General features: G+C 56.1%; 17 protein-coding genes. 6 read left to right on the plus strand and 11 right to left on the minus strand.

Annotation, left to right across the window (positions count from 1 at the left end; genetic code table 11):
* The first annotated feature begins 375 nt into the window (after positions 1-375).
* The 5 genes from CJ255_RS11435 to CJ255_RS11455 all read left to right on the plus strand — a co-directional run bounded on the left by CJ255_RS11435 (position 376) and on the right by CJ255_RS11455 (position 4290).
* Entirely contained in the window at positions 376-1335 is a 960-nt protein-coding gene (locus CJ255_RS11435; RefSeq protein WP_097644232.1) for an alpha/beta hydrolase, read from the plus strand.
* Between the two features lie 219 nt (positions 1336-1554).
* A complete protein-coding gene (locus CJ255_RS11440) occupies positions 1555-2694 on the plus strand; it encodes a glycosyltransferase family 4 protein (RefSeq protein ID WP_097644233.1) in 1140 nt (379 codons plus the stop codon).
* 287 nt (positions 2695-2981) lie between these two features.
* Positions 2982-3626: a phosphatase PAP2 family protein gene (locus tag CJ255_RS11445; protein ID WP_245863334.1), complete on the plus strand. Its 645-nt coding sequence runs from the start codon at positions 2982-2984 to the stop codon at positions 3624-3626.
* A gap of 41 nt (positions 3627-3667) precedes the next feature.
* Entirely contained in the window at positions 3668-3958 is a 291-nt protein-coding gene (locus tag CJ255_RS11450) for a nucleotidyltransferase family protein (protein ID WP_097644234.1), read from the plus strand.
* Positions 3955-4290 carry a HepT-like ribonuclease domain-containing protein gene (locus CJ255_RS11455; protein WP_097644235.1) on the plus strand — a complete coding sequence of 112 codons (336 nt, stop codon included), beginning with the start codon at positions 3955-3957 and terminating at the stop codon, positions 4288-4290. The genes CJ255_RS11450 and CJ255_RS11455 overlap by 4 nt, the downstream gene beginning before the upstream one ends.
* A 346-nt stretch (positions 4291-4636) precedes the next feature.
* Here the strand turns inward: CJ255_RS11455 and CJ255_RS11460 are convergent, their stop codons facing one another.
* From CJ255_RS11460 to CJ255_RS11510, 11 genes are all read right to left on the minus strand, one after another.
* Positions 4637-5710, minus strand: a complete 1074-nt coding sequence (locus tag CJ255_RS11460) for a lysylphosphatidylglycerol synthase transmembrane domain-containing protein (protein ID WP_097644236.1) — start codon at positions 5708-5710, stop codon at positions 4637-4639.
* A gap of 187 nt (positions 5711-5897) precedes the next feature.
* Positions 5898-6863, minus strand: a complete 966-nt coding sequence (locus CJ255_RS11465; protein WP_097644237.1) for an NAD-dependent epimerase/dehydratase family protein — start codon at positions 6861-6863, stop codon at positions 5898-5900.
* A 44-nt stretch (positions 6864-6907) separates the two neighbouring features.
* Entirely contained in the window at positions 6908-7729 is an 822-nt protein-coding gene (locus tag CJ255_RS11470) for a DUF8757 domain-containing protein (RefSeq protein ID WP_124681909.1), read from the minus strand.
* Entirely contained in the window at positions 7726-8598 is an 873-nt protein-coding gene (locus CJ255_RS11475) for a DUF488 domain-containing protein (RefSeq protein ID WP_097644239.1), read from the minus strand. Before CJ255_RS11475 ends, CJ255_RS11470 begins: the two co-directional genes overlap by 4 nt.
* A 52-nt stretch (positions 8599-8650) precedes the next feature.
* Positions 8651-10261: an O-antigen ligase family protein gene (locus CJ255_RS11480; RefSeq protein ID WP_124681910.1), complete on the minus strand. Its 1611-nt coding sequence runs from the start codon at positions 10259-10261 to the stop codon at positions 8651-8653.
* A complete protein-coding gene (locus CJ255_RS11485; RefSeq protein WP_097644241.1) occupies positions 10248-11759 on the minus strand; it encodes a sugar transferase in 1512 nt (503 codons plus the stop codon). Before CJ255_RS11485 ends, CJ255_RS11480 begins: the two co-directional genes overlap by 14 nt.
* 7 nt (positions 11760-11766) lie before the next feature.
* Positions 11767-12573: a creatininase family protein gene (locus CJ255_RS11490; RefSeq protein ID WP_097644242.1), complete on the minus strand. Its 807-nt coding sequence runs from the start codon at positions 12571-12573 to the stop codon at positions 11767-11769.
* A 45-nt stretch (positions 12574-12618) separates the two neighbouring features.
* The gene (gene hisZ / locus CJ255_RS11495; RefSeq protein ID WP_320410734.1) at positions 12619-14076 is read right to left on the minus strand and encodes an ATP phosphoribosyltransferase regulatory subunit; all 1458 of its coding nucleotides are present in this window, start codon (positions 14074-14076) and stop codon (positions 12619-12621) included.
* A 317-nt stretch (positions 14077-14393) separates the two neighbouring features.
* Entirely contained in the window at positions 14394-15305 is a 912-nt protein-coding gene (locus CJ255_RS11500; RefSeq protein ID WP_097644244.1) for a protein kinase domain-containing protein, read from the minus strand.
* Positions 15302-15958, minus strand: a complete 657-nt coding sequence (locus tag CJ255_RS11505; protein ID WP_097644245.1) for an FHA domain-containing protein — start codon at positions 15956-15958, stop codon at positions 15302-15304. Before CJ255_RS11505 ends, CJ255_RS11500 begins: the two co-directional genes overlap by 4 nt.
* 193 nt (positions 15959-16151) lie before the next feature.
* Positions 16152-17915: an ABC transporter ATP-binding protein gene (locus tag CJ255_RS11510; protein ID WP_097644246.1), complete on the minus strand. Its 1764-nt coding sequence runs from the start codon at positions 17913-17915 to the stop codon at positions 16152-16154.
* Positions 17916-18248: 333 nt separating this feature from the next.
* Between CJ255_RS11510 and CJ255_RS23535 the strand changes: the two genes are divergently transcribed.
* Positions 18249-18776: a hypothetical protein gene (locus tag CJ255_RS23535; RefSeq protein WP_097644247.1), complete on the plus strand. Its 528-nt coding sequence runs from the start codon at positions 18249-18251 to the stop codon at positions 18774-18776.
* The last annotated feature ends 80 nt before the right edge of the window (positions 18777-18856 follow it).

The raw sequence follows: 18856 nt of genomic DNA on the forward strand, positions 1-18856 counted from the left end.
GCTGAGGTCTTTGACAGCGATGAGAAGCCGACTAAAGTCGGCACTACGACGGTAAAGTTGAAAGCGTGTTTCTGAGAAGCTGTCTGAAAAGCTAGTTGGCATGCGTTGGAGTGCCGGCTTTAGCCGGCTGAAGCCGACACTACGACGGTAAAGTTGAAAGCGTGTTTCTGAGAAGCTGTCTGAAAAGCTAGTTGGCATGCGTTGGAGTGCCGACTTTAGTCGGCTGAGGTCTTTGGCAGCGCTGGGAAGCCGACTAAAGTCGGCACTACCTACGGCGCAAACAGGAATATTCCTACGAACCTCCGCACCCCCGCAGAGCAACGCGCTTTGGTATGATAATGAGGCGAACTATTCAAGATTACATTGGGGTCATACATGTCCACTTTCATGCGCCCGGTCTGGAATCCCGATTGGCTCCCTGGTTGTACGGCGACGACTCTGGAGTTACCACCGAGCTATGACGGCCCGTGCATTGCCACCTTGGTGCGGCGGCAAGCGCCACGGCCCAACGGGCGGGCGGTGCTCTACCTGCACGGCTTTAGTGACTACTTCTACCAATTGCATCTGGCTGAAGGCTTCGCGGCCCACGGCTACGACTTTTACGCCTTGGATCTGCGGCGCTACGGACGTTCATTGCTGCCCCATCAGCGTCCCAATTTCTGCCGCGATCTGCGCGAATACTTTGTGGAGATTGACCGGGCGATTGAGATCATCAATGCCGATTGGTTGTTGCTCAATGGCCACTCGACAGGCGGGCTGCTTGCGGCGCTCTATGCCCATACGGGCCACTACTACGACCGCATCAACGCGCTTTGGCTCAACAGCCCCTTTGTCGAAATCAATGCGGTTGGAGGCGAATGGGCTTTTGCCGCCTGCATCGAGCAACTAGGGGCCGTTTGGCCCGGCTTCGCAGTGCCAGGGGTGCTTTCGTCGCGCTATGTAGAGAGTATCCACTGCACCCAACGCGGTCACTGGAACTTCGACCTCAACTTGAAGCCGCTGATGGGCTGGCCTGCGTATGCGGGCTGGTTCCGCGCCATCCGTCGTGCCCAGCGCCAATTGCAGGCCGGCTTCGGCATCAGTTGCCCCATCCTGCTCATGCATGCGGCCCGTTCGCATCGCGGTAAGCTCTGGAGTGACGCTTTTACCTGTAGCGACAGCGTGCTCAATATCCAACACATGCTACAATATGGCCCCAGCCTAGGGCGCAACGTCAAACTCTGCGCCATCGAAGGCGGCATGCATGATCTTGTCCTCTCTGCCCCCCCCGCCCGTGCCCAGGTCTTTGCCGAGTTGTTTGCTTGGCTTGACACCATGTACGATTGTAGATTGTAGATTGTAGATTGTCTATTTCTGAATTTTTTGTTAGCGCGAAGAAGCCTTGGGCTAGCAACCACCGCGCCGCTGGCTGAGCCTGTCGAAGCCAAGCGGCGCGGCCCAGAACTTCTTCGCGCTAACAATTTTTTCCACATTCACCTCTGTGCCTCTGTGGTGAAAATCTCTGTATCTCTCTGCACCTCTGTGGTGAAAATCTCTGTATCTCTCTGTACCGCTATGCACATTGGGGTTGACTACACTGCTGCGGCGTGGCAAGGGGCTGGGATTGGGCGCTACACCCGCGAGTTGATGCGGGCGGTGGTGGGCCTTGATCCGCAGGTGCGCTATACCTTCTTCTATGCCGCTAGGGGCTTGCCCCCCACTGCGCCCTACGTGGCCGAGCTACGGGCGCTCTGTGCGGCCCATGCCAATGTACGTGCCCGCCCGTTGCCGATCAGCCCGCGCCAGCTCACGATTCTCTGGCAGCGCCTCCGTCTGCCGCTGTACGCCGAATGGCTGGCTGGTGCCTTCGATCTGCTGCACGCCCCGGATTTCGTTCTGCCCCCCACACGGGCACGCACCATCCTCACCGTGCATGACCTCACCTTCATGGTACACCCGGAGTGCGCCGATGCGGGTCTGCGCCGCTATTTGGCGCGGGCGGTGCCGCGCTCGTTGCACCGAGCCGACCTCGTGCTGGTTGATTCGCAAGCCACCGCAGCCGACCTCGCACGGCTCTTGGGCGTCCAAGGCCCCAAGGTGCGTCTGCTCTACCCTGGGGTAGATGCCCGCTTTCGCCCCTTGCCCGCCAGCGCAACCGAACCCCTACGCGCCAGTTTGGGGCTACCGGCCAACTTTTTGCTCTTCGTTGGCACGCTCGAACCACGCAAGAACTTGGTGCGCCTGCTCGAAGGCTTTGCCCAAGCCAAACTGCCCCCAGATCTAGCCCTGGTCATTGCCGGACGGCGCGGATGGATGGAGCAAGCGATTTTTGCCACCGTCGCCCGTTTGCAACTGCAAGATCGCGTCAAATTCCTTGATTTTGTTGCTGACGCGCAGCTTCCAGCGTTGTATAATTTAGCACAGGCTTTTGTTTATCCTTCGCTTTACGAAGGATTTGGCCTACCCGTCCTCGAAGCCCTCGCCTGTGGTACCCCAGTGCTCACGGCCAACAGCGCCAGCCTCCCCGAAGTTGCCGGGGCGGCTGCGATCTTCGTAGATCCACACGATCCCTTGGCAATTGCCGGTGGCATTGAGCAGACGTTACGCGAGGCGGAGCGGTTACGTACCATTGGCCCGGAACAGGCCCGACGCTTTTGTTGGACGCAGGCTGCCGAGCGCCTCTTGGCTTGTTATACTGAAGTTTTAGGAGCATAGCTCAGCCCCCGGCGGGGGGATGGGAGGCTTCGCCTCCTCCAAAAAACGAGGTTTGGGGCGTAGCCCCATACGCATTACGTTAGACCCCTGGCGGGGGTTTGGGGGAGGCGAAGCCTCCCCCAAAAAAACTCTTTTTGTGTCGTGTTGGCAGCGAAGCTGCCAACACGACACAAAAAACGAAGTTTGGGGCGTAGCCCCAAAAGCGGGTTGTAGGGCGGTAGCCCCAAAGCGGGTCGTAGGGCGATAGCCCTTACCTCATAATCGCATCAAGCAATAGAGAATCACACATGATGACTCAAAAACCGAACATGATCGCCGAGGCACTCAGCCGGGGGGCAGTGCCGGGGCGTGGCTATACGCTGGCGCGGATCATTTCCCAGATCTTGCACCCCATTCCCTTGTCGCTGATCAGCCTGATCATCATCGGGATATTTGGAATCGAAGCGACGCGTGAAGGTTTCATGTGGGCACTCTTCACGGCATTTTTGCAGATCATCCCACCGATGATCTTCTTCATCGTGCGCCTACGCCAAGGGGCCTACAGCGATGATGATGTATCGATCCGTTCACAGCGCAACGAACTCTACTTCTTCGGCATTGTCAACCTCTTGGTTGGGCTATTGCTGCTCAACCTCTTGGCTGCCCCCTTGCCCTTCCGCGCCCTCGTGGCCGCTGCGGCGCTGGTGAGTGCCATTGCCTGGGCCATCAACCTCGCCTGGAAGATCAGTGTTCACTCTGCGAGCATGGGTTCGACCGCTACCATTGCGGCTATCTACTACGAACCCCTTGGGCTCCTGCTCTGGAGTTGCGCCCTCGTCTTGGGTTGGGCACGGGTACGCACCCGCAACCACACCCCGCTCCAAGTGGTCGCGGGCCTCACACTTGCGACTGCGGGGGTCTTGGTGACCTTCATGGCCTTTGGGTTGCGTTGAACATTTGGGTATGTTACATACATGATGTAATAGGTAAAAACATGAAACATGCAGATCTGCTTAAACATCAGCGGGAAGCAATTATGGATATTGCAACCCATTATGGGGCTTCAAACGTTCGTGTTTTTGGGTCGGTTGCAAGAGGTGAAGAGAATGATTATAGTGATATAGATCTTCTGGTTGACCTCGAACCAGGAAGAACCCTGCTCGATCTTGGTGGTTTACTCATGGATCTTCGGGAGTTATTACAAGTTCAGGTTGATGTTGGTACCACAGCTATGCTTAAGGAGCGCATCCGTGATCGTGTTCTAGCTGAGGCAATACCATTATGAGATCAACAAGCGAGCGCTTGTATGACATCCTTGAAGCCATAGATCGTATTGAACGCTATAGCATTCAAGGTCAGCATGCATTTGCACATGAAGAATTGATCCAAAATTGGATTGTACATCACTTGCAAATTATTGGTGAGGCTGCCAATGCTCTACCTGAAGAGATACGTGCGCTCAGATCCGATGTTCCATGGCGCAATATCATAGGCATGCGCCACATTTTAGTGCATCACTATTTTGCTATTGATCTCGATGTTACTTGGAACGTAATTGAAAAACACCTACCGGATCTGAAAGATGCCATAACTTCCATAATTGAAAAATCTAGTTAGGGAATAGTTTCATGCCACTTTACCGTTGGCACCATTAGGTAGTGCCGACGGTAGTCGGCTAAGGTCGCCGACAACCCCCGGATGCCGACTAACGTCGGCACTACGACGGTGAAGCTGAAAGCGTGTTTCTGAAGCCATCCCTTAGCGCGAAAAATTCGATCCTACACCGTTTCATCAGGCGACCCTGCGAAAAAGCTGGCAATCGCGGCCCGGAAGGGCAATGTGGGCGAAACCAATTCATCATGGGGGGCGATGATAGTGGTGTGTTGGTAATTGCATCCCATTGGGCATCGAATGAGCGTGTGACCAATGCTGGTACAGAGGTTGTTTGCATGGGTACACCTTGCTACCGACGCTTCGAGAAAATATACAAGATAAACCCGCCCACCACGATACTCCAGAAGTTGATCAAGCGATCAAGGAAGGTAATCGCAATACCCAAGCTGGGCGCGATGCTGAAGAGGGTGAGGACGGCAGTGATGGTGCCCTCTACGACGCCGAGCCCAGCGGGGGTGATGGGCATCGCGGTGAGCAATGAGGATGCAAGGGCCACAAAGACGATGGCGGCCAGCGAGAGCGTGGCTACTTCAGGGCCAAAGGCTTCGATCACAAAGTAGAGCCGACAACCCTCGAGCATCCAGATGGCGCTGGTGAAGAGGAAGAGCCGGGGGAGCACCGCTGGGCTGAAGGAACTGAGTGCGGCATGCTCAAAGCGCTCGTAGACGCTCTGCAGACGGCGGGGGATGAAGCGCCGAATGATCGGGCTAAACCAGTGCATGCTGGCTAGTCCCACCAAGATCAGCACCACCAGCAAGCCCCCGAAACCAAAGACTATCTGCGTTCCGTCGGGCATGCGTGGGCCAAAGGTAATCCAGGCCGAGATCATAAGTAGCCCAAAGAGCCCCAACATATCGAGTAACCGCTCGGCAAAGATGGTTCCAAATGCTGAGGAAAATGAGACCTTGCCATTATGCTTGAGCAGGTAGCCCCGGTAGGCATCCCCCAACTTGGCGGGCACAATGCAGTTGGCAAACCAAGAGAGGTAGATATACTCCATCATCGCAGGCAATGAGGCCCAGCTCTGCCGCCCTTCGGCCACAGGCACGCCAGCGTTATGCAAGAGCATGCGCCAACGGAGTGCCCGTAGGGGAAAGGTGGTATAAAAGACCCCCAAGCCCAAGAGTAGCATCCAGCCATTGACCTGCTGGATATACTGCCACGTCTCGGTCAGATTAATATCCAACCCACGTAACACAAAGAGGACAATAGCAATTGCCAAAGCAAAAGAGATCAGTGTACGCGGACTGCGTAGCCGCTCCCAGAGCGCGAACCCACCTTGTTCGACCTCAGCCTCTGGCGAGCGTGCCGCTTCGTTTTCTGGCTCGTCCGCCATGCGTCCTTTCGTTTCGTCAACCATCATGTGCCTAGCATGCCTTTTGTGTGTAGTCTTTCAGATAATGTGTTTGGAAGCCTCTAGGATCGAGGGTGGGATGTTCGGGGAGGGCGAATCTCTCCCGTTAGCTTCTAACGATACAGTATACACTACGTGGGGTACGCCCCACACCCCATTTTTTGTTCCGTTTTGGCGGGGAAGCCTCCATCTCCCCCTAACGTACATTGGCAACTTCCTGCTGATACCAAGCCCAAAAGCGTTCGAGGCCCACTTCAACCGTTGTTTGGCTCTGGAAGCCGAGCATGCGCTCTGCTTTGGTACTATTAGCAAAGGTGATCAGTGGCTCGGTGGCTGGTAACGGGCGGTTTTCAATCTGGGCCTGCAATCCTGTAATCGTTTCGATCAGTTCAACAAAACGATGCATTTCAATCGGTTTTGCATTGCCGACGTTAAAGATTTCAAAGGGCTGTGGGCGGTCAAGTGCGGCCATAATCCCGGCTACAATATCGTCAACATACGTATAATCACGGTAGAGTTCAACTCCATTATTGAAGAGAACAATCGGCTCACCCCGAACCATGCGATCCACAAAGAGGTAGGGGGTCATATCGGGGCGCCCGCGTGGCCCGTAGACCGTAAAGAAGCGGATGATGCTGGTGGGTATGCCATAGAGACTATGGAAGGTGTAGGCCAAGACCTCAGCCGCCTTCTTGGTTGCGGCATAGGGCGAAAGTGGCCGGTCGGTCGGGTCGCACTCCTCGAATGGTACCTTCTCGGTGCGCCCATAGACCGAAGAGGTGGAAGCCAGCATGAGATTCTCGATGTTGTATTGGCGAATCAATTCAAGCAGATGGATGCTGCCGGTCACATTGACCTGCGTATAGAGCGCTGGGTTGGCAATTGAGGGCCGTGGTCCGGGCAGCGCGGCCAAGTGGGCTACATAACGTGGGCGATGGGTCGCAAAGACCTCAGCGAGGGCTTGGGCATCACGCAGATCGGCTTCGACAAGCTGAAAACCCGTCTGCGTCTCGGCCCAAGCCAGATTGCGCCGCTTGCGTCTTGGATCGTAGTAGGTGGTAAAATTATCAAGACAGACCACCTGTTCACCCCGGCGCAAGAGCGCCTCAACCAGATGGCTCCCAATAAAGCCCGCGCCGCCCGTCACGAGGTAGGTGGTCATGGGATGTACTCCTTAAAGCATATAGTTCTTCAATAGCCTATCACTCAAAAGAGTTTGGCTTGTACGACATCACCAACTGGTGGCGGGATCAAGTGGGGAGGCCAGAATACACCCAATACAACCCATGTGTTGTAGGGAAAGACTGTGCCCATGAAAAAGCGAGTATCTTTGCTTGGTTGGCATATTTCATCAAAGAACTTGCGCTTGACATTCATAGCGGCTTGCTGTTCATCACCCAGACGTGCAACCTCATTTAGCCAGAGAACACCAAGTTCCCAATCTTCAATCATTGCGTGGTGTGGTTTGGAACTGTCATCGCATTCAAAGACATAGCTGAACTTAAACGGGATTTTACGTAGTGGCTTCTGTGGTGGGCCAAATAAGCGCAATTGATCAAATAAACCTTGCCACTCTGGCTTCCATTCAGAATCTGCTGGCTCAATGATCAAATCATGTATACGTACTGGACGCACGATCCCCAGCGAAGTGCGGTCTTTTTCATGGAGCGTCTTAAGCTGATTCACTGTATATACTGGCATGCGGTCAATAATTTCACGACGTGCAGCCCATTTCTTTTTTGTATCAAGCGGTGAACCAAGCACCTTCATCGTATCGAGTAATGGCTTGCGGCTCTCTTTACGACGATCATTGCCATGCCCATACGGCAGGAGATTAATGGTGATCCACTGATATTTCCGAAACTGCTGTTGTCTGGATCGATAGCGGTAATCAATGGGATAGAGACGTACCCACTCACCCGCCTCAGTAATACCAGCCGTACACACGAGTTCTTGGTATCCTCTTGACGGATGAGGGTAGGTCATTACGGTGATAAGAACCTTTGTTTCTTCTCCATACTCGTTCATCGTGGCCATCCTAGATGATTCACTGGCAAATTCACAATTTGGGTAAGCACCTGAGCTAACACATTGCGATGGCAGAATTGTGGATTGGCCTCCATACAGATCAACACACTTGGTTTTTCTTTGAGTAGATTTCCAACGGTGTTCTGACATTCTACCAACTGTTGAAGACCGGATTCGTAGGCACGAAACAATTTCTCATACTGTGTAAGTGATCTCAACTGAATCCGCTCGGTGCCTGGAATACCCAACTCTGGAACATGGATATAATCCATCCCAAGTCGTGTTGCTAGACGGGCGAGCGTTGTCTTGTGAAACCCATAGCGCCGCGAGACAGGATTATAACGTACATCAATGATGCGCTGTATACCCGCTTCAAGTAAACGGTTGAGGAAGGCATCAGCAGTCAATCCCTCATAGCCCATGGTATAAATTGCACAATCTACAACGGGTCTTACCATATTACGTTTTTCAGGTAACTGGCTATTGATTGTGTACCAAGGATATTTTTCATATACAAGATCAATTAGTGCCTGGTCTGAGCAAGAACCATAGGTCTGCGTAATATAGCAAAGATCCTGTGACACGTTCTCAGCAAGTTTTAACTCAATCTGTCGTCCAGCCGCTGTAAGGCATAGACGCTTTTGATCTATGATCTTTACAAGACCGTCGCGTACAAGGGCATCTTTCTCTTGATCAAGGGTGAAGGAATAGGGGCCGTACTTATATGGCACAAAAGCATAGAATGTAGCGCCTCCATGCGAAGGTGTTTCGTTGGCAAGCAAGAATGACCACTTCATGAGTCGGATCGAGGATACTGCGTGACTTGCGTGACGTAAAAACAGCAGGACAGCTTTTTGACGGTTTAGCATTTTTACACCTAGTAGATTATACGTTCGTAAATCGTCTCACATTATGACATACTCACGAGATGAGCGCAACCTCTTGTTTTTCGTTTCCCTGTCCTGCTTCATTGCTCCACTGCAGATAGACCAACAGGGCCAATAGAGAGCCTAGTTGTAGACCCATGTTCAATACATGCAGATGCTCAAAGAGGTTGTGGGTGGCCACAGCCGCCACCACGCCTGCGCCGCCGATGGCGACGCCCTGCCAGAACCAGCCGGTGGCCATTTGTACTGCTCGCACTGCTTGGACGATGATGCTGCCCAACAGTAGCAGGTAGGCGCTTAGGCCGAGCAAGCCCGCTTCGGCGCTGATGTGCAGGTAGTAGTTGTGGGCATGGCCCCGCGAATCATACCATGGCCGCACGCTGAAGGGGTCTGCGCCGGGTGGAGGGAGTGCTTCGTAGGCGATGCTATAGTTGCCTGGCCCCACCCCCAGGATCGGGTGGCGCTGGAGCATGTTCCAGGCTGCTTGCAGGTGGGCCATGCGTTCAACGACCGCAAAGTTGGCCGGGGTGATCACTGCATTGTGGGCGTCAAAGAGCCGTAGGCTGCCAACCAGGGTTGCGGCGCGCTGACTCAGAGCTTGTGGCAGCAGTCCGCCTCCACCCAACAGGGCGATGAGCAGCACGCATCCTCCTCCGGCAATCAGCCCACGACGCGCCAGCAGGCGCATCTGCGTCGGTAGGTGATAGCCCGCAGCTAACAGCAAGATTGTGAGCCCGCCCAGACCACCAAGCCAACCCCCACGCGAAAAGCTGACCAGCAGGGCCGCTGTGGTGAGCAGGGTAGCAGCACTCGTGCCAATAAACAGCAGCAAGGTCTTGGGCGTCATACCATTTACGATTGTAGGTTGCAGATTGCAGATTGCCGAACACGGCGCTCCAATGGGCTTTCGCGTTCTTGATAATGCGGCATGTTCAAGGGTAGTTGGTATTACTGCATGCACCACACCCGTGGGTTTGCAGCGTTGCTGATAGCAAGAGGCCAGCAGGGCCATGCCCATTCCCAAGGCCAAGGGCCAGGCTTGATTCATATAGCCAGCAAACGAATTGGGCTGGCCAATCGTACCATAGGCGCGCACACGGCCCCCCTCAACCCCAAAGCTCTCTGGGCCTAGGCCCCACCAGAATTGCCCCAAGCCAACCAGTGCGCTTGCTGTGGGGGCCAAGAGCAGGCACGCCACCAAGCCCCAGGCACGCCACGGTGCTCCGCTGAGGGCGCGCAACGCCACCAGATAGATCAAGACTACGGTTGTCCAGCGCAAGAGTTCGCGCAAGGCTTCGCTGCGGCTGTAGGGCGTAAGCAGCGCCGCAAGGGCCACGGTTAGCAAGAAGCAGAGGAGTGGCCCAAAGAGCGGCCCGAAGCGCAAGGGGCGTTGCGGAAAGGCCAGGGTGTGGAGCGCCAGACTAGCTACGAGCAGCAGCAATGCTGCTTGGGTCACACTCAAGCCGCCCGGTAGCAGGATCAACTCTTGCACGGGTACCGAGAGTACCGCAACGTAGACCGCCCAGATCGGATCGAGCAGCGTCAACGTGACGACAATACTGCCCAGCGTAAGCAGCAGCGCCCATTCTAGCGGCAAGAGGGCGAGGGCCAACGCGAGCCCTAGAGCGAGACTAATACGCGCCACGGCCACCAATCACCGCAGGAATGACCATGAGCAGGATGCGGAGATCCATGCCTACTGACCAATTTTCTGCATAATAAATATCGAGGCGTACTTGCTCATCAAAGGACATATCGCTCCGCCCCAATGCTTGCGTAAGGCCAGCGCAACCGGGTTGCACCTCAAGGCGGCGGCGATGCCAGAGTTCATAATGCGCCACTTCGGAGGGCAGGGCGGGGCGCGGGCCAATGATACTCATCTCGCCTAGCAGCACATTCCAGAGTTGAGGCAATTCATCGAGGCTACTCCGGCGCAAAAAGCGCCCGATCCTAGTTACCCGTGGATCATCGCGCATCTTAAAGATCGGCCCATCGGCCTCATTGTGGGCAATCAATTCCGCCTTACGCTCCTCCGCATCGGGCACCATGGTGCGGAACTTATAGCAGTTGAAGAGCCGTCCGCCCTTACCGACGCGCTGTTGGCAAAAGAGGGCAGACCCGGGTGAATCGAGGCGAATCGCAATGGCAATCAGGGCTGCCAGCAGCAGTGTAAAGGGCGCAGTGAGCAGCACGGCGCTAATATCTACCATGCGCTTGAGTGCCAAATTAGCACCACGCAGGCGAATCTCCTTCGGCGCAAGCAGCGGCACCCCGCCCAGTTGATGGACATCCACCCGGTCGAAACTCAACTGATAGAAATCGGGAACCAGCAAGTAGTCTACGCCAAGCTTTTGGCAAATCAAGACGAGATCGGGCAAGCGTCCGTGTTCCCAGAAGGGCAGGGCAAGAATAACCTGTTGGGCTTTGCTTTGCAGCACAGCCCGTTCCAGATCATCAAGGCTACCCAAGTGGCGATAGACCCGCGTCGCCCGCTCGCACGCAACAATGGGGCGATCATAGAGATAGCCAACGAGGTTATAGCCCAACCCAGGAGCCGAGGCGATGCCACTCATCACCTCAAGGCCCAAGCCGGTACCACCCACTACCAGCACCCGCTCCTGACCAAGCCCGTGGCTCCAGCGCCAATGTTGCACTGCCGAACGCAAGATGCGCCAACTACTCAGCAGCACAACAATAGAAATACCAGCAAAGATAAAGATCAGGCGCGAATAGTAGAAGGGTTTATAGAGGAAGACAAAAACAATCAGCAGCGCAATGCCCGTAAGCGTACTATTGAGAATGATGGTCATTTGATCGAGCAGACCCAAGCGCGGGGTTGCGCGATAGAGCCCACGGGTGGTAAAGCGCAGCGCAAGCAGCAGCATCAGGGGAATAATGATGGGTAAAAAGGCACTAAACTCCACCTGATTTTGGGTTGCCACCTCGAACACAATAGCGTCGAATGGTTCAGGCCACTGGGCCATATAACGCAGCCAATAGGCGAAGGCAAAGCCCACAAAGATCAAGACCTGATCCCAGAGTGCCATACTGAGGGCCGCTACGCGCCGACTATGGCGTGCTAATCCAACCTGATCTGGGATCGTCAGCCTTGGTCGGGCAAGCGAACGGATACTTCGATCCATATGCGTATCATTCCTCACGCTGCGAAACCTCTTCCCACCATGCCCGTGCGGCCCTTTCGGGGTCATTGCCATAACGTGCAATAAAGGCTTGGAAGCGTTCGCGGCGATTACCATAGAGCGCAATGAGCGGGGTAGGATCGCGACGGTTGAGCAGATCCTCCACAGCAATGATAATCCGTTCCACCGCGAGGTTTAGGGCGGTAACACCAAGCGAGGAGGATGCAGTATAACGCGGATCGCGGCCCACGACGCCGCTCTCAGCGGGGGTAAGCGGGCCTTGCCCCAGTGCATCAAGATCGACCAATTCGGGACGCAGCGCCAAAAGTGTTGAGGTCTCCCAGAGCGCCCCATGATCGAGCATCTCTTCGTCCACGAGGGCGAGCGGAGGAATCGCCAAGACGAGCAGATTATGCTCCTTGATCGCATCCATCGCAGCCTCAAGCAGCAGCAGATCGTGGGCTTGGGAATAGTGACCACTCACCAATACAGCGACATGCCAGCCATTGTGGGCGATTGCAGCAAAGGTTTCGGCAAGCGTAATCCGCACGGTCGTAGCGCTGAGACTCAAGGTATCTTGATGGGGTACACCTTCAATTGGCCAAGCAACCATGGGCAATAACACGCCCCCGGTACGGCGTGCAGCCCGTTCAGCCACTGCTTCGGCAATGAGGAGATCGAGGCCAAGGGGCAGGTGTGGTCCATGCCATGTTAAACCACCCCATGGCAAATAGACCACTGGCGTCGTTTCACGAATATGCACCAACTCATGGGGGCGAAGTTCAGCATAACGCCCCCAGTTTACACGATTCTTCATTGGCCTACACCATTGCCTTAACGTAATCGGTATGGAAATTGCCAACTACCAAGCACCAAAATTCACATGCTCAAGTTCATCAAGCGTAAGCATGCGTTCATCACGATGCAGCAGATCACGCCAAACAAGGGTACGTTTAGCACGCTCTTCGGCACCAACAATCGCGACGAAGCTCATCCCACGGCGAACCGCATCACTCAAATTGCGCGCAAGCGGTCGTCCGCGCAGGTCAACCGTAACAATCAGACCTTGCGCACGCAGCCGACGGGCCACCTCCTGACCATAGGCGTAATCATCATCGCTAATTGGGGCGACGAGAACTGTTGGAGGGAGATCGTACAGGGGTGGCGGTGCGGCGGCTACGATCCGTTCGAGTCCATAGGCAAAGCCGACCGCAGGGGTAGGAGTGCGTCCGCCCAACGTGGTCACGAGGTCATCATAGCGACCGCCGCCACAGAGTTGCATTCCAGCGGCATCATCAAGTTCAAAGATCATGCCGGTATAGTAGTGTAAGCCCCGTCCCAACCCAAAGTCAATCGTAATGTGGGCTGGATCGAGGCCGTGGGCAGCCACGAGGTTCAAGATGGCTTGAAGTTCGGCATAGGCAGGGCAGTCAAGTTTATGTTCAGCGAGTAGTGCGGCCAGAGCAGGCAGGCTGGTGGCGGGGGGGCCGCTGATGGTACCGAGTTGGGTAAGTAAGCTCAAGGCATATTCAATCGCGGGCTGTTCATCGGCGCGGCGCAGTTTACGCAAAAGCCGATCAACGACCGCTTGGGGGCTACGGGTGCCGGTACGCAGATCGATCTGCATGGCTTCAAATGTTCGCAGCAGCCATGCGGTAGCTTGAGCATCATCGATACCTGGCGGCAACTCTAAACCCAACGCCGCTTCACCAGCATCTTCGTGCAGACGAGCGCGTACCGCAGCGGGGCCACCATCACGCAGGCGCTCAAGGCTCCAGACCAGCGTGTTCTGGGCGCGTTCGCTCAAGCCAAGGCGGGCCAAGATTTGACGCACAAGGCCAACATGACCCACTGCGATGCGATAGGTATCCAGCCCGATCGCATCAAGCCCGGCACAGGCCAAGGCCAGCACCTCAGCATCGGCACGGGGCGCAGGGCCGCCAACAATTTCCACCCCCATCTGGGTGAATTGGCGGTAGGTATGGCGTTGCGGGCGCTCGTAGCGAAAGACGGGGCCAGCATAGGCTAGGCGGAGAGGTAAGGGCTGATCTTGCAGATGGGCCACATAGGCACGCAGCACCGATGCGGTCAATTCTGGGCGTAACGCGAGATCGCGCCCCCCAAAGCTAAACTCATAGAGCTTACCAGCCAGTTCTTCACCTAGCTTACGCAGATAGAGATCGCGATGCTCAATGATTGGTACAGCGAGGGTCTGGTAGCCATGGGCCACCAAGGTTTGCTCTAAGACTTCACGCACACGTGTGGCTGCACGTTGCTCGTGTGGTAGCACATCGTGCATTCCACGTACCGCTTCGATCATCCCACTCAAGCCATAACTCCTCATACGAGAGCGAACAATCCATTTGGGTGTGATCAGAATCTGTAGGGCGGTGCCCTACAACCCTTCGTAACGGAGGGGGAGTGCGATGGAACCTGGTTCCCTCGCACTCCCTAGCTACCCATGTTGGTCACACCCAATCCATTTTGTCAACTCATTGTATACGATAACAGCGTAAAAGTCATCCTGCCTATGGTTATACCATTTCCGATTGTAGATTGTAGATTGCAGATTGTAGATTGCAGATTGCCGAACATGGCGTTCCAAGGGGCTTGCGCGTGCTTGATGATTCTGCGCCTTTAGCTCATTCGTACCTCAGTGTATAGGTACTCGTGCAAGAGCGCCATGGTTGCCACTGCACCTGGTTGTGCGGTTGCGTTGATCAGTTTGGCGAGGCTGGGGCGCAGCGGGCGGCCAGCGGTGAGCAATTGCAGCAGACGCCCAAGAGCATAGATGTCCACATAAGGGGTGACCGGGCCGGGCTGGGGGCCGCGCCGCTCAGGTGGTAGGCAGTGGGCCACGCCGTAGACGCCATGCCGTCGGGGGCGATCCAGACTCTCTACTGCCCCCAGATCAAGCAATACCACGTCCGGTTGGCCCTGGACTGTTCGGCGTACAATCAGGTTGGCGGGGCGCACATCGTGGTGAACAAGGCCGCGCGCATGCAGATGGCTCAGGGCGCTGGCAAGTTGCAGCCCGAGCCTAAGCGCCCATGTCGCATCACTTGGGCGGGGCTGGTGGGCTAACCACTGGTTCAGCGGCAGGCCTGCTTCATAGGCCAACGCCAAATAGAGGCATGGCTGACCTGCCACCGTTCCTAGGCCAATGTCACGTAAGGCATGGGGGTAGCGCCGTCGGTAGAGGCAAGCCAAGTGGGGATGGGTTGCGTGCGGGCCCATTAGATGGCTATGCTCATCATGGAGTGCCGCCGTCGCATCAGGGTGGGCGACCTTGATCGCCGCGAGCCGCCAGCGCGCTGCGTCTACGGCATTCAGTTCTCCCCGTCGCCAGCGGCCACGCAGCCAACGAGCAACGACACGCCGTTGCACCAGGCGCGCATCCCAGGGCCGCCCTAAGTAGACCGCGCCTTGGCCGCCGCGGCCCAAGAGGGCCAGCAGTTCAAAGCCACCAAGCTGGGTAGTGCGTGCCAGGGGGCATCCTGTTTTTGATGGTAGATTCCAGATGGTAGATTGGAGATTGCTGAACTTCATATAGCCTCAAGTGTCACCCGTAGCGTCGTGCCAACGAGGAGTGCCTCACCCTCACCGAGTGTTGTCGCTTGCTCAAGGCTCAACGGGCTGCCCAAGCCGGTATGGAAGACCCCCGGTTCAAGGGCGGTCACTTCGATCGCGTCACCCACAAGGCTGATACGGGCATGCAGGGCGGCTAGGCCAGCTTCAGGGAAACAGAGGTTGCACCCCGGTGCCGCACCGATACTCCACTGCCGCCCATCCAAGGCAATGCGGTGACGCCGCTGGCCATCCCAGACGATCGCCCGCCATTGGGCCTTGCTGCTGGTTGGTTGTTGGCGGCGTGCCGTCGTAATCTCGGCGGGATGCGGGGATGTTTGCGGCAACTCCGCATCGGGGTCGGTAGCTTCGAGCGTATAGCGGCGTGCAACGATCCAGCCTGCGCCAGCACTCAGGGCCATTGCGGAGATGAGCATCAATAACCAAACAGCGGCTTGTAGAACTGTGGTGTCACTGGCCTTGGGAGAGGGCAGATCAACCGACTTTGCTGCAACCGCTTGGCCTCTCAGCGGTTGGGCCGCTGCACGCGGTAACGCCCCAACCATGCCACTCAGCCAGCAGCAAGCCAACACCAGAGCGAACAACCAGTGAACGTATCGCAAGCGATTGTGCATAACCGTAAGCCTTCTTGCGGGATGCGTGAGGCGCAGCAGTGCGGGCTTCGCATCCTCCGGGATGCGTGAGGCGTAGCGGCGCGAACTTCGCCTCTCCGCCTCATCGCCTCTCCGCCTCCCGAAAAAAAATACCCTCTATACTATATACCGCTGAAGAGGGCAAAAAGATACGGTTTTGCTAGGATTAACTGACTTATTCCACCAATTGCGAATGGTAGATCTCCGCATAGATCGGACTCTGCTCTAGCAATGTACTATGGGTGCCACTGGCAACCAGGTTGCCTTGATCAAGCACAAGGATTAGGTCGGCGTTGCGTACTGTACTAATGCGCTGGGCAATCACAAAGCTGGTACGCCCCTGCATCAGCCCCTTGAGCGCCTGCTGGATCTGCACTTCGGTCTGGAGATCAACGCTACTCGTGGAGTCATCGAGGATCAACAGGCGCGGATCGAGCAGCAAGGCCCGGGCCAGGGCCACGCGCTGCTTTTGGCCACCAGAGAGGGTAACGCCCCGTTCGCCTACGCGGGTCTGGTAGCCTTCAGGAAAGCCAACGATGAAGTCGTGGGCCGCAGCGGCCCGCGCTGCCGCCTCAATCTCCGCATCGCTCGCATCGGGCCGCCCAAAGGCAATATTCTCGCGGATTGTCCCAGTGAAGAGGTTGGTCTCTTGCAGCACAATCCCAATCTGCGAACGCAGGCTATCAAGCGTAACCTCACGCAGATCGTGGCCATCAAGCAGCACCGCGCCCTCTGCCGGATCGTAGAAGCGCGGCAGCAGGTTGATAATGCTGGTCTTGCCGCTACCCGTTGCACCAAGGAGCGCCACGGTCTGCCCTGGCGCAACCTCAAAGCTGACCTGACGCAACGCGGGCTCACTGGCCCCCAGGTAGCGGAAGGTGACCGCACGAAAGGCGACGTGGCCTTGGATGGGCGGAAGCACACGCGCATCAGGGCGATCGGTGATCTCGCTGGCGGCATCGAGCACCTCAAAGATACGTTTGGCTGACGCGCTCGCTTGGGCCATCAGCGAGACCACGAAGCCCAGTTGGCCCAGGGGAAAGAAGACATAGAGCAGGTAGAGGCTAAACTTCTGGTAGACACCGAGATCGAGTGTACCGGCAAGAATCTGGCGACCGCCAAAGTAGAGAATGGCCGCCTGGCCCAATTGGGCCACTAGAAAGACCACGGGAAAAAGGAACGAGAAGACGCGACTAATGCGCAACTGCTGCTCCATCAGATCGGTGGCGGCACTGCCGAAGCGTTGCGTCTCATACGGCTCACGGGCAAACGCCTTCACCACCCGAATGCCGGCCAGATTCTCTTGCAGCACCGTATTTAGCGTCGCCAACTTGGTCTGCACGGCAAGAAAGAGGGGCTGCGCCAGCCGCCCAAAGACAATGAAGAGGGTAAGGGCAATCGGCAGCAGCGGCAGCACCACGAGGGTGAGTTGCAGATTACTGAAGGCCAGGACAACCAGCGCCCCAGTGAGCAAGAGGAAGGCCGAAGCGGCAATCACCAAACCCTGGGCAATGAAGGTACGCAAACGTTCCACATCATCGGTGGCCCGAATCATGAGCTGCCCAGTCTGATTCTGGTCATAAAAGCTAAACGAGAGGCGTTGAATCTTGGTAAAAATGGCATTACGCAGGTCAAAAGCCAAGCCCTGTGAGGTTGTTTCAGACATAAACGACTGCAGGAAGGAGAAGAGGCCACGCAGCAGGGCAAAGAGCAGGATCAGGCCCGCAGCGCCCCAGATCAACCGTTCGGCCTCAACGAGGCTCAACGAGCCAGCCAGGGTCACCGCATCGATCATATACTGCACCAAGATTGGCACCGCAAGTTGAGCCAGGGTTGCGATCACCAAGGCACCATAGGCCAGCGCGGCGCTCCGGCGTTGGCCAGCGAGATAGCCAATGGCACGCAGCAGTGCCGGGCGGCGGCGGGGGGGAGACTGCACAGTATGGGAACTCCTTTTTCGATTGTAGATTGTAGATTGTAGATTGCTGTGAGCAGATTAGTTTCTGGAAAACCATTAGCCGGCTAAAGCCGGCACTCCAACGTCAACCCATAGACTTTTCAGACAGCCTCTCAGTATGCTGCATGCATCCCATAGCTGTCAAACATCATGCTACAATACGCCACACAGAACACGGAAGCACCGCACATGCGCTAAGAAACTGTCTGAAAAGTCTGCGAACTGGCATTGAAGTGCCGGCTTCAGCCGGCTAAAGCCGGCACTCCAACGCATGCCCACTAGCTTTTCAGACAGCTTCTCAGAAATGAGACCATTATGTCGGAACACGTAAAGCCTTCGGCCTACGAATCGCTCCGCACCGCGATTCTTGGACTCTTCCATGAGACACTCAGCCGCTACCCTCCGTCCTATGCGCCGGGAGGCGAGCCACAAAGCGAGCCACCGCATCGTCTTGGTGAATACCTTGTCTACCAGGGCTACCTCTCGCCGCGCGAACTGCATGCGGCCCTGCAAGCGAGCAAAGGCGACGCAAAGAACAAGCCTAAACCCCTTGGCGTCATCCTCGTGACCAACTACAACTTACCGGCAGCCGTGTTAACCATGGCGCTGCTCTTGCAGACCCTCGACCATCTTGCGCATACCCCCAAGCTTCCACCGCGCTTCCTTGGCGAGCAGTTGTTGCGCGATGCTGCCCTAACGCCTCAGCAGTTGGCATTGGTGCTTGAGGAGCAGGTGGTTGACTATGCCCAAGGCCATTGGCGGCGTATCGGCGATCTGATTGCCAACCATGGTTGGCTCGATGCCGAGACGCTGACCAAATTCGTGCGCGAGATGCATGGGTAGGAAGTAGGAAGTAGGAAGTAGGAAGTAGGAAGTAGGAAGTAGGAAGTAGGAAGTAGGAAGTAGGAAGTAGGAAGTAGGAA

The sequence above is a fragment of the Candidatus Viridilinea mediisalina genome (assembly GCF_002532535.1).
Classification (GTDB): Bacteria; Chloroflexota; Chloroflexia; order Chloroflexales; family Chloroflexaceae; genus Viridilinea; species Viridilinea mediisalina.

Excerpts from the sequence above, each read along its gene's own strand:
- CJ255_RS11435 (WP_097644232.1), top strand. The coding sequence starts at position 376 with ATGTCCACTTTCATGCGCCCGGTCTGGAATCCCGATTGGCTCCCTGGT.
- CJ255_RS11440 (WP_097644233.1), top strand. The coding sequence starts at position 1,555 with ATGCACATTGGGGTTGACTACACTGCTGCGGCGTGGCAAGGGGCTGGG.
- CJ255_RS11445 (WP_245863334.1), top strand. The coding sequence starts at position 2,982 with ATGATGACTCAAAAACCGAACATGATCGCCGAGGCACTCAGCCGGGGG.
- CJ255_RS11450 (WP_097644234.1), top strand. The coding sequence starts at position 3,668 with ATGAAACATGCAGATCTGCTTAAACATCAGCGGGAAGCAATTATGGAT.
- CJ255_RS11455 (WP_097644235.1), top strand. The coding sequence starts at position 3,955 with ATGAGATCAACAAGCGAGCGCTTGTATGACATCCTTGAAGCCATAGAT.
- CJ255_RS11460 (WP_097644236.1), bottom strand. The coding sequence starts at position 5,710 with ATGATGGTTGACGAAACGAAAGGACGCATGGCGGACGAGCCAGAAAAC.
- CJ255_RS11465 (WP_097644237.1), bottom strand. The coding sequence starts at position 6,863 with ATGACCACCTACCTCGTGACGGGCGGCGCGGGCTTTATTGGGAGCCAT.
- CJ255_RS11470 (WP_124681909.1), bottom strand. The coding sequence starts at position 7,729 with ATGAACGAGTATGGAGAAGAAACAAAGGTTCTTATCACCGTAATGACC.
- CJ255_RS11475 (WP_097644239.1), bottom strand. The coding sequence starts at position 8,598 with ATGCTAAACCGTCAAAAAGCTGTCCTGCTGTTTTTACGTCACGCAAGT.
- CJ255_RS11485 (WP_097644241.1), bottom strand. The coding sequence starts at position 11,759 with ATGGATCGAAGTATCCGTTCGCTTGCCCGACCAAGGCTGACGATCCCA.
- CJ255_RS11490 (WP_097644242.1), bottom strand. The coding sequence starts at position 12,573 with ATGAAGAATCGTGTAAACTGGGGGCGTTATGCTGAACTTCGCCCCCAT.
- hisZ (WP_320410734.1), bottom strand. The coding sequence starts at position 14,076 with ATGATCGAAGCGGTACGTGGAATGCACGATGTGCTACCACACGAGCAA.
- CJ255_RS11500 (WP_097644244.1), bottom strand. The coding sequence starts at position 15,305 with ATGAAGTTCAGCAATCTCCAATCTACCATCTGGAATCTACCATCAAAA.
- CJ255_RS11505 (WP_097644245.1), bottom strand. The coding sequence starts at position 15,958 with ATGCACAATCGCTTGCGATACGTTCACTGGTTGTTCGCTCTGGTGTTG.
- CJ255_RS23535 (WP_097644247.1), top strand. The coding sequence starts at position 18,249 with ATGTCGGAACACGTAAAGCCTTCGGCCTACGAATCGCTCCGCACCGCG.